At 66.8% G+C, this 14,743-nt stretch carries 13 protein-coding genes and 1 pseudogene; 4 read left to right on the forward strand and 10 right to left on the reverse strand.

From position 1 onward, the window contains the following. From FV228_RS00490 to FV228_RS00500, 3 genes are all read right to left on the reverse strand, one after another. Window positions 1-1,242 (reverse strand): FAD-binding oxidoreductase (locus tag FV228_RS00490; protein ID WP_147852793.1); only part of this gene is annotated, 1,242 nt, incomplete at its 3' end. Window positions 1,243-1,276: 34 nt separating this feature from the next. After that, on the reverse strand, window positions 1,277-2,647 hold the full coding sequence (locus FV228_RS00495) for an MFS transporter (protein ID WP_147852794.1): 1,371 nt from the start codon (window positions 2,645-2,647) through the stop codon (window positions 1,277-1,279). Between the two features lie 276 nt (window positions 2,648-2,923). Beyond that, a complete protein-coding gene (locus tag FV228_RS00500) occupies window positions 2,924-3,544 on the reverse strand; it encodes an RraA family protein (RefSeq protein ID WP_147852795.1) in 621 nt (206 codons plus the stop codon). Between the two features lie 178 nt (window positions 3,545-3,722). On the opposite strand from FV228_RS00500, the gene FV228_RS00505 reads away from it, so the two are divergent. Next, the gene (locus FV228_RS00505) at window positions 3,723-4,463 is read left to right on the forward strand and encodes a GntR family transcriptional regulator (RefSeq protein ID WP_147852796.1); all 741 of its coding nucleotides are present in this window, start codon (window positions 3,723-3,725) and stop codon (window positions 4,461-4,463) included. A 136-nt stretch (window positions 4,464-4,599) separates the two neighbouring features. Here FV228_RS00505 and FV228_RS00510 read toward each other — a convergent pair whose 3' ends face one another. Further along, complete coding sequence (locus tag FV228_RS00510) at window positions 4,600-4,752, reverse strand: hypothetical protein (protein WP_187277573.1); 153 nt, start codon at window positions 4,750-4,752, stop codon at window positions 4,600-4,602. 375 nt (window positions 4,753-5,127) lie between these two features. Next, window positions 5,128-5,961 carry a metal-dependent phosphohydrolase gene (locus tag FV228_RS00515; RefSeq protein ID WP_147852797.1) on the reverse strand — a complete coding sequence of 278 codons (834 nt, stop codon included), beginning with the start codon at window positions 5,959-5,961 and terminating at the stop codon, window positions 5,128-5,130. Window positions 5,962-6,117: 156 nt separating this feature from the next. Here FV228_RS00515 and FV228_RS00520 point away from each other — a divergent pair, with 156 nt between their 5' ends. Together FV228_RS00520 and FV228_RS00525 are read left to right on the forward strand one after the other, a co-directional pair. Further along, window positions 6,118-8,334, forward strand: a complete 2,217-nt coding sequence (locus FV228_RS00520; protein WP_187277574.1) for an ATP-dependent RecD-like DNA helicase — start codon at window positions 6,118-6,120, stop codon at window positions 8,332-8,334. Window positions 8,335-8,341: 7 nt separating this feature from the next. Next, window positions 8,342-8,860 (forward strand): DNA polymerase ligase N-terminal domain-containing protein, encoded by a 519-nt coding sequence (locus FV228_RS00525; RefSeq protein ID WP_147852799.1) that lies wholly within the window; start codon window positions 8,342-8,344, stop codon window positions 8,858-8,860. A 287-nt stretch (window positions 8,861-9,147) separates the two neighbouring features. Here FV228_RS00525 and FV228_RS00530 read toward each other — a convergent pair whose 3' ends face one another. Further along, window positions 9,148-11,532 carry a DNA topoisomerase gene (locus tag FV228_RS00530; RefSeq protein WP_187277575.1) on the reverse strand — a complete coding sequence of 795 codons (2,385 nt, stop codon included), beginning with the start codon at window positions 11,530-11,532 and terminating at the stop codon, window positions 9,148-9,150. 476 nt (window positions 11,533-12,008) lie between these two features. Here FV228_RS00530 and msrA point away from each other — a divergent pair, with 476 nt between their 5' ends. After that, a complete protein-coding gene (gene msrA / locus FV228_RS00535; protein ID WP_147852800.1) occupies window positions 12,009-12,527 on the forward strand; it encodes a peptide-methionine (S)-S-oxide reductase MsrA in 519 nt (172 codons plus the stop codon). Between the two features lie 57 nt (window positions 12,528-12,584). Here msrA and FV228_RS33915 read toward each other — a convergent pair whose 3' ends face one another. From FV228_RS33915 to FV228_RS00550, 4 genes and pseudogenes are all read right to left on the reverse strand, one after another. Further along, window positions 12,585-12,764 carry a hypothetical protein gene (locus FV228_RS33915; RefSeq protein WP_147852821.1) on the reverse strand — a complete coding sequence of 60 codons (180 nt, stop codon included), beginning with the start codon at window positions 12,762-12,764 and terminating at the stop codon, window positions 12,585-12,587. Further along, entirely contained in the window at window positions 12,749-13,084 is a 336-nt protein-coding gene (locus FV228_RS33920) for a hypothetical protein (protein ID WP_246693778.1), read from the reverse strand. Before FV228_RS33920 ends, FV228_RS33915 begins: the two co-directional genes overlap by 16 nt. A gap of 26 nt (window positions 13,085-13,110) precedes the next feature. Beyond that, a complete protein-coding gene (locus FV228_RS33925; RefSeq protein WP_246693774.1) occupies window positions 13,111-13,662 on the reverse strand; it encodes an MFS transporter in 552 nt (183 codons plus the stop codon). 81 nt (window positions 13,663-13,743) lie between these two features. Further along, window positions 13,744-14,589 (reverse strand): annotated as a pseudogene (locus FV228_RS00550) (aspartate dehydrogenase). Window positions 14,590-14,743 lie beyond the last annotated feature (154 nt).

Here is a 14,743-nt window from a genome sequence, read left to right on the forward strand (position 1 = left end):
CTCGCCGAGCCGCCGGCTGCCCTGTGCGCCGGCCGCGAAGGCGGTCTCGTCCGCCTCTGCCACCGGATCTGCCGCCGCCTGCCGCGCCACGGTGTAGCCGCGACGACCACCGCTGCGCCCTCCCCCGTCGAGCAGTCGCGTCACGACCGCCAGCCGGGCTTCGAGGTCCGCCGCCGTGTCGGCCAGCACTTCGACGAGGTTCACGCCTTCGGCGGGACCCTCGGGATCGTCCGGGAAATAGGCGCTGACCTCGTCCCAGACGATGTCACCCCGGGCGAGCGCTAGCACGCGGGAATCGATCGTCTCGATGGAGGCGGCCTCGACTGCGACCAGGGTTCGGGCATCGCGCAGGGCGGCGTCGAAGCTGTCGTAGCGCACGTTGACGAGGGCGGCGTAGCGCGGGATCGGCAGCACCGACAAGGTGGCTTCGGCGATCAGCCCGAGCGTCCCCTCCGACCCGCAAATGACCGCGTTGAGGTCGAACTGGCCCTCGGCATCCCGGACATGGGCGAGGTCATAGCCGGTAAGGCAGCGATTGAGCTTGGGGAAGCGCGCTTCGATCAGCGCGGCGTTTCGCGTGACCACATCATCCACGACGCGGTGGATCTCCCCCACCCGGTCTGGCCGCGCCGATACGGCCGCCAGCTCCTCCGCGCCGAGGGGCTGGGAGATCCAGACCTGCCCGTCGGTCAAGACTGTGGTCAGCGCTCGGACGTGGTCGCGAGTTTTGCCGTAGAGGCACGAGCCCTGCCCGCAGGCGTCAGTGGAAACCATACCGCCGATGGTCGCCCGGTTCGAGGTCGAGAGTTCGGGGGCGAAGAACAGGCCGTGCGGGGCCAGCGCCCGGTTGAGCTGGTCCTTCACCACCCCGGCCTCGACGCGCACGGTTCGGGCGGCGACATCGATCTCCAGGATGCGGTTCATGTGCCGCGAGGTGTCAACCATCAGGCCGCCGCCCAGGGACTGCCCGTTGGTCCCGGTGCCGCCGCCGCGCGGGGCGATCCGCACTTCCGAGAAGCGCGGGTCGGCCAGCAGCGTGCCGATCCGGACGAGATCGTCCCGGTCCCGGGGGAACGCCACCGCCTCGGGCCTGATCTGATAGATCGAGTTGTCGGTGGCCAGGACCGTGCGGTCTGCGATTCCCCCCGCCAGCTCCCCCGCGAAACCCCGGACCCGGAGTTCTACCAGGAACGACGCGTAGAGCGGCGCGGAGGCGGGCAGATCGGTGAGGGCGGGGATCATGACACTCGCTCGGGAGGGGGCCGCTGCCGGAGCGCTAACGGATCGCCGGGGTGCCAGCGGTCTCGACGGGCTCGACCACCAACAGCATCACCGCGAGCGCCAGCAGCGACGAAGCGCCGAGGAACAGAAACACCGCGTCCCAGCTGTAGGCGTCGAGGAGCAGCCCGGTGACGAACGGGAATAGCGCGCCGCCGGCTTGCCCGCCGGTGTTCACCACCGAGACGGCCAGGGGATAGGCGTCCTTTGTCGTCAGCCCAGCGGGGTACACCGTGAAAGATGAGTACCCGACGTTGAGCAGGAAGCCGGTGAGGAACAGCAGGATCGCCAGCGTCACCGGCTCGTTCGGCGCGTGGATCAGCGCGTACATCATGAACACGGTCGAGACCGTACTGATGAGGATGGTCGGCTTGCGCCGCTTGCCGACGATCCGGTCGGAGAACAGGCCGCCCATGATATTGCCGAGCACGCCCCCAACGAACGGGGCCGAGGCGACGAACCCGACATTCATCAGCGAGAAGTGCTTGACGGTGGACAGGTAGGTCGGCAGCCACGCGAGGATCACGTTGATGATGCCGGTCATCATCAGGTAGCCGATGGCGAGCCCCCAGATATTACCGGAGCGGAACGTCTCCTTGGCGGTGGCGATGGGCCGGACCGGCCGTCCCCGGATCACCCGGTCGAGGCGCGCGAAGCGCGGCTTAGCGGGCGCGGTCTGGGCCTGAGCCGGATCGGTCGGCCGGCTCGTGGGCTGGCTGGCGATATGAGCGGCCTCGGCCGGGGACACGAAGCGGCTGCGAGCCGGCTCATCTACCACCAGGAAGTACCAGAGCACGGCGAACACCATCCCCGGCAGAGCGCAGATAAAGAAGACGTATTCCCAGCCCAGCGTCGCGATGATCAGCGCGCCGAGCGGCGGCACGATCACCGGGCCGAACTTGGCGGCGGCGAGGAACAGGCCGACCGCGGTGCCCTTCTCCTGTGCGGGGAACCACCTGTTCATGGTCGAGAGCATCGTGACCGGCAGCGGCGCCTCGGCGAAGCCGAGGGCGAGCCGGTTAAGCTTCATCGCCAGCGCCGAGCCGGTAGTGCCGAGTAGCCCGGTGAACAGCGAGGTCAGGAGCATGAAGATCGGGAAGATGGTCCGCGTGCCGAGCCGCTTCACCAGCAGGCCCGCCGGGATCTGCATCACCGCGTAGCCCACAAAGAACAGGCTGACGACCGCCCCGGCCTCGGTGTTGGTCATCGCGAACTCCTTCTTCACGAAGGGGAGCACGATGCCGATGTTGGCCCGGTCGGCGGCGGCCAACGTGTAGACGATGAAGATGAGCCCCATCACGACCCAGCGGTATCGGGTCATCCGCTCGGTCACGGGGATCGCCCCCGCCGTGGTTGCGCCTCTGGCCATGATTGTTTCCTCCGATGGCTCGCCGCGCATCGTCAGAGCACTTTTTGCGCGCTCTCGACCCTTCCAGTCGGGGTCGTTCATTCGATGTCGGCTATCTTGATTTCGGCTAGTGGAATGGTAGTTAGAATATGCGGGCTCGATTATCGGGCCCGACGCTTCGTTTGCGTAAGCTTTGCTATGATAAATCTGATTTTTGCCGCGAGCGGCGAATGAAATAATTTACGCACGGCTCAAATTTGCGAAAATCTACTTGGTTCGGCTATGCCTGATGCAGTTCTATTTGGCGTATGCGCCCTTGTAGGTGCCATCGCGGACGCTCCGAAGGATCGCCTCCTCTTTGGCCTCCTGTTCCCTCACGGCGCGGATAAGAGCGTCGGCAAGGTCCGGCGGGAAGGCGACGACGCCGTCCTCGTCGCCGACTACGATATCCCCCGGCTGGACGACCATGCCGCCGATCGAGACCGGCTTGCCCAACTGACCAGGCCCGTTCTTGTAGGGACCACGATGAATTGCGGTGCGGGCGAAGACCGGGAAGTCCGAGCGGGCCAGGACCGCCGCATCACGAACCGCGCCGTCGATCACAATCCCGGCCGCGCCGCGGCTTTGCGCGATCTCGGCGATGATCTCGCCGACCAGGGCCCTCGTCGTGTCGCCGCCCCCGTCGATCATCAGGACATCGCCGGGGCGGAAGGCGTCCAGTGCCCGATGAATGGCTTGGTTGTCGCCGGCGGCGGTTCTGATGGTGAAGGCCGGCCCGGCCATGATCCCACCCTTGTGGAACGGGCGCAGGCCGAGTGCGCCGGGCAGGCGATCCAGGTTGTCGCTGATGACGGCCGTGGCCACGCCCGCGAACAACCGCGCCGGGCAAGCTTCAGCCACACGCTCCTGATTTGCCATCCAATCCTCCCTTGATTGCCATCATCATACAATAAAAGTACATTATGTCAAGCTGTGCCGAACTTGCGCCCGAAAAGTCGGCATTTTGATACATAAAATGTACATTCTGGCAGCCTGCCTTGCCGGCATCCCGGATCGTTCGCTAGGGTCGAGCGCACAAGCGGAAGGGTGATCGGCCATGGCGGAGGGACAGGACCGCGCGTACGACGTGCTGCGACTGAGGGTCGTGAGCGGTCTCTACGCGCCTGGTTTCCATCTCCGCGAGGAGCCACTGGCGCGCGAGTTCGAGCTCAGCCGCACCCCGATCCGGGCGGCCCTGCGCCGCCTGGTCGAGGACGGCCTTGCGACGGCGGATGCCGGGCAAGGCATCCATGTCGCGGAATGGAGCGATGCCGACGTCGAGGAGACGTTCCGCCTGCGCATCCTGCTCGAGGCCCACGCGACCGAGCTGGCGGTGGCGCGGGGTGGCGGCGCTTTAGTCGAGCAGCTGGAGGAGAGCAATCGCAGCATGGCGGCGGCCATTGCCAGGGGCGGAGACGCGGCCATTACCGAAATTCAGGCCATCAACCGCGACTTCCACCGGACCCTGCTGGCCTTCGCGGGCTCGCCCCGGCTGCGCGCGATCCTGGAGCCGATGATCGACATGCCCGTCGTGATCCGGTCCTTCTACCTCTACACGCCGGCGGAACTGCTACAGAGCCTCCACCACCACCAGGACATCGTGATCGCGGCCCGCCTGCGGGACGCGGGACTGGGGCGGCAGGCGATGCAGCTTCATCTCACCATGTCGCAGGCGCGCGTTCAGATGCACCGCGCGGCGTGGCGACAGCCCACGCGGGAAGGCGGCGCGTCCGGACACGCCGAGCCACACCCAGGACCGGCGGGCCGGCGGCCGGTGGCGGCGATCGACGCGCGGTGAGCGCGCCGCCTCACTGGACGTAGGAGGCCGGGTCCGGGTTGTCGGTCGGCTGGGCGTAGGCACGCTTCAGCTCCGGCGACATCGGGACGTTGTAGGTGATCCCGCACGGCGGCGTCGGCGACAGGAACCACTTGTCCTAGAGGGCGGTGATCTCGGGGCTGCGGTAGAGGTCGGCGTTGGTCAGGTCGACCAGCCCCTCACCGAGAGTGATGGTCCCAATCTCGCCCGCGATGGTGCGCCGCTTCGCGAGGTCGGGCTCGCGGGTGAAGCGGTCGAATTGGCTGAACATGCGCGGGTCGCACATGAACCCGGAACTCGCCGATGTAACCGCGCCCAAGAGCTTCCCGCTGGAGGCAGCGGGCGTCGCGGATGCGGCCGACATCACACCCTTCGGTGGCTGGCACCGCTACATGGCCGGCCCTGCCGCGGCGCAGCCGATTTGGCGATGCCGAAAAGCTTGGAACTCAAGGATTGGCGAGGCCCGTCCCTTAAGCGTCCGCACTGGTCCGGCAGTGTCCGCTTACGCGGCGTTGGCACGGCAAGCTCAATGACCGAGATGGGCGCAAAGCCGACGATACGTCATGGCGTGAGCGCAGTTGTTCTCGAAAGCTATCACCACTTTCGCCTGCGTGAGGACCACTTCTGCAGCTCAGCCTGGGTGTGGTCACATGCGGCGACGGTCATGCTCGATCGCAAACACATGGCTGTAGAGGTTGGCCACCCAGCTCCGCCCTTCCACCGTCAAATCGAGAAAGCGCACCGCGTCGCCGATGACCGGTTCGATCTTGCCCCAGAAGAACGCCGGATACCGCTCCGCGAGGTCGGCCGGGCTGGCATAGCCGAGTTGGGCGTCGAGGCCGACCTCGGCGAACTCGTGGAACAGCGCGTTCAGTTTGCGTGGGTAGAGCGGATCACCGAGTTGCCCGATTAGGTCCGCCGCACGCATCAGGCCAGCTTCGGTCCCAGTCTCCCGGTGCTCATCGTCCGCGGGCACGGGGAAGCGGGTCAACTCGATGGCCCGCATCACCCGCTGCGCATCGACGAGATCATGCGTGCCGAAGCGCTCCTGCACCGCCAGCTTCGAGCGTTCGATGTGGTAGGGCGCCAACGCCGCGTCCGAGGCGCCGCGCGGCAAACCGATGGTCGTGCCCTGCGCGTCGATGACGAAGGCGTTCGCCCGGTCACCTGAGCAGACACCGCGCACGTAGCCGATGTCGTGATACAGGGCGGCCAGGATCATATGCAGCCAATCCTCCGGCGTGATGCCCTTGTCGAGGAAGCGGCCGCGCAGGATGTCCTGAGCCACGAGGGTGACGAGGGCGGTGTGGTCGCCATCGTGGTAAAGCGCATCGCTGCCGACGATGCGCTCGATGGTCAGACGTGCGGACGCCTCGATCACCTCGGCGAAACGTGGTTCACGACTGCTGAAGGTGCGCTGGTAGGTGAGCGCGAGGTGCTCGCCAAGCGCGTCGGCCAGCATCTTCGTCACGTCGAACATGACTGGTCTCTCACAAATCGAGCAAACGACCACACGGCCTGCTGTGTCGATCAGCATCATGACATCAAGTGAGCGGCGGCCCATATTTAGCAAAGCGCCCAGCGAAATGTCGGGGCGTCAGACTCCGGGGCAGGCTCGTAGGATCTCATAGCCGTCGTGACTGCGCGCGCATTCCCCGGCTCGGCCGGTCCCGAGATCGAGGCGCTGGCCGGTACCATCGAGCGCGTCACCTTCCACAGCCCCGAGACCGGCTTCTGCGTGCTCAAGGTCCAGGCCCGGGGCAAGCGCGACCTCGTCCCGGTGATCGGTCACGCCCCCGCCATCGCGGCCGGCGAGTGGATCACCGCCACCGGCATCTGGCACACGGATCGCCAGCACGGCGTGCAGTTCAAGGCCGACACCCTCAAGGTCACGCCGCCCACCGGGGTCGAGGGCATCGAGAAATACCTCGCCTCCGGCCACATGCGCGGCATCGGTCCGGCCATGGCCAAGCGCATCGTCGCGGCGTTCGGCGAGGGCACGTTTGAGATCATCGAGGCCGAGCCGCAGCGGCTGCCCGAGGTCGCCGGCATCGGCCCGAAGCGCGCCGCACGCATCATCGCCGGCTGGGCCGAGCAGAAAGCGGTGCGCGAGATCATGCTGTTCCTGCACGCCCACGGCGTTGGCACGGCACGGGCGGTGCGGATCTTCAAGACCTATGGGCACGACGCCATCGTGGTCATGACCGAGGATCCGTATCGGCTGGCCAAGGACATCCGCGGCATCGGCTTCAAGACCGCCGACGCCATCGCGATGAAGCTCGGGCTGACCCCGGAGGCGCCGCAGCGGCTGCGCGCAGGCATCTCGTTTGCCCTGCAGACGGCGACCGACGGCGGACACTGCGCGCTCCCTGTGGTGGAACTGATCAAGCTCGCGGGCGACCTCCTCGGCGTCGAGGCGGCGCTGATCCGCTCGGCGTTGCTCGACGTGCTGGAGACCGGCGAGGTCGTGCAGGACATCCTCGGCGACAAGGCGTGCATCTTCCTGGCTGGGCTGCACGCCGCCGAGCGGATGATCGCCGAGCGGCTGCTCCGCCGAACGAAGGGCACACCGCCCTGGCCCGAGATCGACCTCGCCCGGGCTCTGCCCTGGGTCCAAGACAAGACCGGCAAGACGCTCTCGCCCTCGCAAGGGGAAGCCGTGCGGCGGGTGCTCGGCGCCAAGCTCGCGGTGATCACCGGCGGTCCGGGCGTGGGCAAGACCTCGACGCTCGACACGATCCTGCGGATCCTGCGGGCGAAGGGCGTGCAGGTGCTGCTTGCCGCCCCGACCGGCCGGGCGGCCAAGCGCATGACCGAGCAGACCGGCCTCGAGGCCAAGACGATCCACCGCCTGCTGGAGATCGACCCGAAGCACGGCGGTTTCTCGCGCAACGAGGACAACCCGCTCGCCTGCGACCTGCTGGTGATCGACGAGACCTCGATGGTCGATGTGCCGCTGATGAACGCCCTGACCAAGGCGGTGCCGGAGCACGCCGCGCTGCTCCTCGTCGGCGATGTTGACCAACTGCCCTCGGTCGGGCCCGGGCAGGTGTTGGCCGACATCATCGCTTCGGGGGCTATTCCGGTGGCGCGGCTGACCGAAGTGTTCCGGCAGGCGGCCGAGAGCCGGATCGTCGTGAATGCGCACCGGATCAACGCCGGCAAGATGCCCGAGCCGGCTGCTCGGGGCGCGGACAGCGACTTCCATCTGATCGAGATCGACGAGCCCGAGCCGGCGATGGCGACACTGATCGAGGTGGTGACCAGACGCATCCCGGCGCGCTTCGGCCTCGATCCGGTCCGGGACGTGCAGGTGCTCACCCCGATGCAGCGCGGCGTGCTCGGTGCGCGCAACCTCAACCACGAACTCCAGGCGGTGCTGAACCCGAACCCCGCTCTCTCGGTGGAGCGGTTCGGCTGGCGCTTCTCACCCGGCGACCGAGTGATGGAGAGCCAGAACGACTACGACCGGGAGGTGTTCAACGGCGATCTCGGCACGGTGGCGCGCATCGACGAGGATGAGGGCGCGGTGATCGTCGATTTCGACGGCCGCGAGGTAGTCTACCCGTACGGCGAACTCGACACGCTGGTACCGGCCTACGCGACGACCATCCACAAGTCGCAGGGCTCGGAGTACCCGGCGGTGGTGATACCCCTCGCCATGCAGCACTGGACGATGCTGGCGAGGAACCTCCTGTACACGGGGGTCACTCGCGGAAAGCGGTTGGTTGTACTGCTCGGGCAGCGCAAAGCACTGGGCATCGCGGTCCGCGGCGGCAATACCAAGCCCCGCTGGACCAAGTTGCGCGCGTGGCTGGGTCATGCCGATCCCGTAGAAGCATCCCGACGATGAGGACGCGATGACGGATCTCGCCTTCGTCGTGCAGAAGCACGCTGCGCGCCGGCTGCACTACGATTTCCGGCTCGAGCTCGACGGCGTACTCAAGAGTTGGGCGTTGGCGCGTGGCCCGAGCCTGGTGGCGGGCGAGCGGCGGCTGGCCGTGCCGGTGGAGGACCACCGCCTGGACTACGCCGGCTTTGAGGGCGTCATCCCGTCGGGCTCGTACGGGGCGGGCGCTGTGCTGGTCTGGGACCGCGGCATCTGGAAGCCAGACGGCGACGCGGTGGCCGGCCTCGCCGCAGGCTCACTTCGATTCCACCTGCACGGCGAGAAACTGATGGGTGCGTGGCGCCTGGTGCGGATGAGGGCCAAGCCGAACTCGCAACGAACGTCGTGGCTGCTAATCAAGGGCCGGGACGCTGCCGCTCGACCGCGCGGGGCGTCCGACATCCTGGTCGAGCAGCCGCTTTCTGTGATCTCGACCCGCGCCATCGAAGAGATTTCCGTCGCGGATCACGGATTGAGGTTCCGGCAGTGACCGGTGCCCCGTATTTGCGAACGCCGTAGGCGAACGTCCGAGCTTCGAAGCGTGGCATGCAATGGCAAGCCTGCTGCCGCAACTGTTTGGCTGAGTGGCACGCCGTACCCGTGGGGCGGGGATTACCGCGGCCGAGCAGGCACATACGAGCGCATGCTGGCTGCGCTGCTAGAACGCTGAGGGCGCGTGACGCCGCTACGAGACCGGCGATGAACCATTACGAACTTCGCGAGCTATCCAAGGCTTCACAATCGAAAGCTGAACTCCCAACGTTCACGCGCGCCGCTTTAGGCTCGGCGCCGTGTCAGGGCCTTTCTCGGCATCTCGACTACCCTGCCCCGCCGCTTTTCCCGTTCGGCAGGTTTGTTGCTTTTCGTTGCTCCAGAGCTTGGCTCTGACGGCCGCTGCCGCGGCTGACAGGCGTGTGCGTCGAGGAAGCGACGACATGCGTCGAAGGTCGTCTCGATCTCCGGCGGACAAGTGATGCCTCGCTGCTCCGCCAGACCGCGCGCATAGCTGAGCATCGCCGCGCTCGGAACACGCTGGTGTCCGGGCTGGCTGACGCCGTCGTTTTGAGGCGCGCGCGGCCCAGCATGGGTGTCCAGAAAGGCCCGGCAGACGCTGATGTTGCTCTTGCAGCCGCGCGGCAGTTTCACGCCCTTTCGCTCGGCCAAGCTCACCGCGAACGACAGCATGGCCGAGGTGGGTGGCCGATTGTCGGCCTGACCGTGTGGGATAAGGCTGGGGTCGAGGCTGACCACCGGTGAGTTCGAGATCGCGGCGATCAGCTCATCGAGACGCGCGCGCGTGCGATGTTGAAAGGCGTCGGCGCGCTGGATGGCCTCCGCGCGCGTGTTGGCACGACCGATCTCGGCCAACTCCGCCTCGAACATCGCTCGCCCCACCGGATCACCGTAGGCTGGGAATACGTGTCGCACCGCCGTGATGAACGCGAGCCCCACCTCGGTGACTTCGATGGCTGGATCCTTGCCGTTGGACAGCGTGATGTAGCGGCTCTTCAAGAGTTTGGGCAGGATCGTATCGCGCGTGGCGGCCGTGCCGAGCCCCTTGGGCTCGTTCGGGTTGACCGGGTTCTCCAGAGCGCGTTTGACCACTGGATCATCCACTTGATCGATCAGTCGGCCCATCACCACCGGGAGCTCGCCTCGGGTGATCCGCCGCGGCGGCTCGGTCATCGCGGTAGCGACATCAGCAGTTACAGCCGATGCGCCCTCACCGTTGTTTATAACCGGCAGGCGGGCGAACACAGCCTCCGCCTCGCGCCTGACCTTGCCGGGCACAGCGTCCGCTTCGAGTTCCGTCTCGCTGCCGTAGACCGCACGCCACCCGGGCGCACGTATGACGTTGCCGGAGACGGCAAACCGTTTCGGACCAATCGGCGTCCGTACCTCGGCAGTCACGCTGGTGCGAGCATCGATTCCGTCGGGGAGGTGAGCGGTCAGGTAGGCCTTCGCGACGAGTTCCCACAACCGGAACTGATCGGATGAGAGGCGGCTGCACTCAGGGACCTTGCGTAAGGGCACGATCGCGTGATGTTCACCCGGATCCTTGACGTAGTGCCCTTTGATGCCACGGCGGATCACTGGCGCATGATCCCGCGCGATGAGGCTACGCAGGTCGGTCAGCACGGTGGCGATCGCGGCGATCACCGTTGCGGCGTCAGCAGCCTGCCCCTCCGGCAGGTACTCGGACTCCGTACGCGGGTAGCTGAGGTAGCCCTGGTCGTACAGGTCCTGGGCGATGCCCGCTGTATGCTGGGGATCCCAGCCGAACCGCTTAGCGCAGCGTCGGGCGAGGGTGTCTTTCGAGAAGAGCCGGGGCGGTGCCCGTCGCACATCCTTGTGCTCAACCGTCAGGGGCCCCGACCACGTCGCGGCGGCTGTCCGGATCGTCTCGGCGATCTCCGCGTCGAAGATCCGCTCCTTGGGCCCGTGCCACAGGGTCAGCTCGGCACCGGACTGGGTGCCCAGGTGCAAAGCGACCTTGAAGAAGTCCTGCGGCACGAAGGAGCGGATACGCTCCTCCAATTCAGTCAGGATAGCCAGGGTGGGCGTCTGCACCCCGCCGAAGCGCCAGGGCTCTCGGAAAGCGGGCGGGCGCAGACGCAGCGAGATGGCTCGTGTGCCGTTCAGGCCGAGGTGGTAGTCCTCATACTGCCTGCAGAGCGCTTCGAGGTAGGCGGCGTAGTCGCGCTCGCCCGAACTCGGTTCCTTGGCTAGGGCAGCGAAGGCCCGGCGAATCGAGACGTCGTCGAGCGCGCCCAGCTTGAGTCGGTCGACCCGCCCACGCCAGCCGAGATGCTCTAGCACCTCCCAGGCGATCATTGAGCCCTCGCGTCCGGGATCAGTGGCGATGATCACACGCTCGACGCCGCTCAGCGCCTGCCGGATAGCAGCAATCTTCGGTTCGTGCGACTGGCCGGACCGGTTGGTGCCGTAGCTGACCGGGATGGTGGCGAGCACGATCGGAAGGGCATCGAAGCGCCAGGGCTTCCACTCAGGACGAATGCTACCTGGTTCCTCGGCAGAGAGCAGGTGTCCCTCCGCGGCCACGCAGACCGTGTTGGGCGAATGGAAAAAGCGCTGCAACTGCCGCATCGCAGAGGGCTTCTCGAAGAAGAACAGCGTGCGGCCGGAGCTCGAAGGTGACATGTCGCTGACCGCTAGGGCTCTCGCTGCGCTAGGCAGGAGGTTCATATTTTGTTCCAGAGCGGCTTCGCATGCAACTGGCGTGACGAGGCGCGGAGGGCAGCGGCTGATACTGAACGTGAGTTGCTGAGCGTGGGCATAATTCCAGCAGAAGGTGACGGCGAGCGCTTGACCGACATCTTGGCCGCCCGCTGCACGCCTACTGCGACATCGCTGCCACGTTTTCACGACCCAAAGCGGAAACGGCCTGAGCGATCGTCTCTGTCGCAGTTGCCGTGCCGAAGTGTGAGGCCCTGGCTTCACCCGGTGCTACGCTTCCTCTCCAGTCATTCAGGGGTAGCGGCCTGGCTGCGAAGGTGCTGACCGGAACGGGGGTAGGAAGGTCTGGACGAAAGCTTCACCGGAGCAGGTACACCAGGCCGTGGGGTAAGCGCACTCGGAACCCCTATCTAAGGGTGTAGGAGCTTACGGAGGACACCATGAGTAGCGAGAGAGCGGTGCTGGCAGGCGGATGCTTCTGGGGCATGCAAGATCTGATCCGGCGTCAGGAAGGCGTGCTGTCGACCCGGGTCGGCTACACCGGCGGGGACGTGGCGAACGCTACTTACCGCAACCACGGCACTCACGCTGAAGCCATCGAAATCGTCTACGACCCGACACGGACGAGTTTCCGGCGCGTGCTGGAGTTCTTTTTCCAGATCCACGACCCCACAACCCCGAACCGCCAAGGCAACGACCGGGGCCTAAGCTACCGTTCGGCGATCTACTACACCGACGACGACCAGCGTCGGGTTGCGGAGGACACCATCGCCGACGTCGACGCATCCGGCCTGTGGCCCGGGAAGGTCGTGACCGAGGTGGCGCCCGCCGAAGACTTCTGGGAGGCCGAGCCCGAACACCAGGATTACCTGGAGCGGAGGCCCGATGGGTACACCTGCCACTTCGTCAGACCGAACTGGGTCCTTCCCGTACGATCTGCGGTCGCGCAGAACGCCTGATTGCGCCTAAAGGCGTTGGCGCCTCTGAGCGTCAACGCCTCAACGATGGGCCCGCGATTATCGTAAGGTCGCGGATTCCCCGTTCTCAAGGCGCCGGTCTTCGCCATCGGGACCGCCCCGCGCGACGTGGTCGTTCAGGCGGTCCAGGTGCTCGAAGACGTGTTCGAACGCTGCGGTGACAGCCTTCTCGAATGAACCGTCGCCCTTGCCTTGGGCGTCCTTCAGGGCGCCAAGCAGGGCGCGGTGCTTCTCGGTATCCCGAACGGCACCGAGTTGAGCATGCGGATCTCCATCGTCGTGAGGCCGTAGGACTTGAAGATCTGCGGCTGCCAGATCGACAGGCACGCGCTCGCGCCGACACTCCCGGCGAAGATCAAGCCCGCCGCCATCACGCGCCGATCGGAGATCACCCGCCAGACGGAAGGCCGCACTGTTGGCTGCTCCGCGCGCTCAGCGGCCAGGCGCCCGGTCAGCCAACTGCGCTGCGCCTCGTCGAGCCAGGGCGCTCGGTCCGGGCCCTCCGGCAGAAATCGCAGGACGAGCAGGCCGAGAACCACGGCCGGCGCCGCCTCGACGATTGACATCAGCTGCCAGCCGCGCAGACCCAGCCAGCCGTCGAGCCCAAGCAGGGCCGCCGAGATCGGCGAGCCGACGAAGTTCGACAGGGGCACGCCACCGCGAAGAGGGCGATCACGCGGGTGCGGTAGGCCTTCGGGAACCAGCGCGTCAGGTAGAAGATCACGCCGGGATAGACGACGGCCTCCGCCGCGCCGAGCAGGTAGCTCACCGTGCAGAACGAGAGTGGGCCGATGACGAGCGCGGGGGCCGCGGAGATGAGTCCCCAGGTGATCATGATGCAGGCCAGCCAGAGGCGGGCGCCGAACCGCTCGAGCATCAGGTTGGAGGGCACCTCGAACAGGAAATAGGCGACGAAGAAGAGACCGGCGCCCAGGCCGAAGACCGAGGACGACAGGCCGGCATCGGCGTTCATCTGCAGGGCGGCGAAGCCGACGCTGACGCGGTCGATGAAGGCGACGAGGAAGCCCAGCATCAGGAGCGGCATGAGCCGCATCGTCACGCGCTGCATCGTCACCCGCTCGATCTCGGACAGGATCTCACCGCTCGCCGATGTCACGGACCGCTCCGGGATCTGAGAGACAACCGCGCGCGGCCTCGGGCCCAAGCGCGTGAGCGTGCCAGCCCGGACGGGTACTTTTTAGGTCCCGACTCTGAGCGGGGCGGCGAGCTTGCGCAGGTAGGCGATGACCGACAGAGCGGTGATGCGACCCGTGCGGGGGTTCTCATCCGTCGGCACGTTCTCGATCGTCATCGAGAATCGCGCCGCGTCAGCCTCGACCTCGATGCGGTGGGTGTTGCGGTCGAGGATGGGGTCGGCCCAGATCTCGAGCTCGGTCCGATCCGGTCCGATGCCGGCGAGCGAGAGCGCAACCGCGACGTTGAGGTTTGCCGGAAACCCGCGGGCCGCCTCGCGCGGGCTGCCGGCAAAAACCCGCATCGGCTCGGTGATCCCGGCGATCTCGATGCCGTTTTCAACGAGGTAGGGCGCGCCGACGAGCCCGCGCACGGGCTTGCGGGTGATCATGCGCACCGTGTGGATCGTGCCCTCCGCGGCGGCCGTCACGGCGTCGAGGCCGAGCAGCGCGCCGGTCGGGACGACGATCTGACCCCCGTGGGCGCGGGCGAGCTCCACGAAGTCCTCGTTGTCGAGGAGCGCCCCGCAGCTCAGCACGACGGCCGTCTTGCCCGCCGTCACGAACGGCCGCACGATCGCGGGGAGGTGCTGGGATGGTGCGCATTCCAGAACGATATCGGCCCGCGGCTCCAGGGCGTCGAACGCGGTGACGACCTCGGGCGGCTCGGCCAGCGCCGCGAGTTCGGTGCGAGCCTACGCGGCGTCGCGGACCGCGACGGCGGTCAGGCTCAGTCCCGGTATAGCGCCTCCGTCGAGCGCCAGCGCTACGGCGCGCCCGACCGTGCCGAGGCCGGCGATCGCGACGCGGCCGCCTCGGACCGGCGACTTGGATGCTTCTTGCAGCGCCATTCTGGATTCCCATTCAACATGGCCGGGGAGGCTGGCCACAATCCGTCTGCATCGGCCATGCCGAGGAGCTGAATCGATCGGCCTCTATCGACTCCCGTCGCGGACCAGCGGGCAAACGCGCGGTCGCACAGAAGCCGTTCTGTCGGGCCACCTG

Origin of the sequence: Methylobacterium sp. WL18 (genome assembly GCF_008040015.1) — a bacterium.
In the GTDB taxonomy this organism is placed as follows: Bacteria; Pseudomonadota; Alphaproteobacteria; order Rhizobiales; family Beijerinckiaceae; genus Methylobacterium; species Methylobacterium mesophilicum.

Bases quoted from the DNA above. Each gene is read 5' to 3' on its own strand.
- FV228_RS00505 (WP_147852796.1), top strand. From the start codon at position 3,723: ATGGCGGAGGGACAGGACCGCGCGTACGACGTGCTGCGACTGAGGGTC.
- FV228_RS00500 (WP_147852795.1), bottom strand. From the start codon at position 3,544: ATGGCAAATCAGGAGCGTGTGGCTGAAGCTTGCCCGGCGCGGTTGTTC.
- FV228_RS00515 (WP_147852797.1), bottom strand. From the start codon at position 5,961: ATGTTCGACGTGACGAAGATGCTGGCCGACGCGCTTGGCGAGCACCTC.
- FV228_RS00530 (WP_187277575.1), bottom strand. From the start codon at position 11,532: ATGTCACCTTCGAGCTCCGGCCGCACGCTGTTCTTCTTCGAGAAGCCC.
- FV228_RS00525 (WP_147852799.1), top strand. From the start codon at position 8,342: ATGACGGATCTCGCCTTCGTCGTGCAGAAGCACGCTGCGCGCCGGCTG.
- FV228_RS00510 (WP_187277573.1), bottom strand. From the start codon at position 4,752: ATGTTCAGCCAATTCGACCGCTTCACCCGCGAGCCCGACCTCGCGAAG.
- msrA (WP_147852800.1), top strand. From the start codon at position 12,009: ATGAGTAGCGAGAGAGCGGTGCTGGCAGGCGGATGCTTCTGGGGCATG.
- FV228_RS00495 (WP_147852794.1), bottom strand. From the start codon at position 2,647: ATGGCCAGAGGCGCAACCACGGCGGGGGCGATCCCCGTGACCGAGCGG.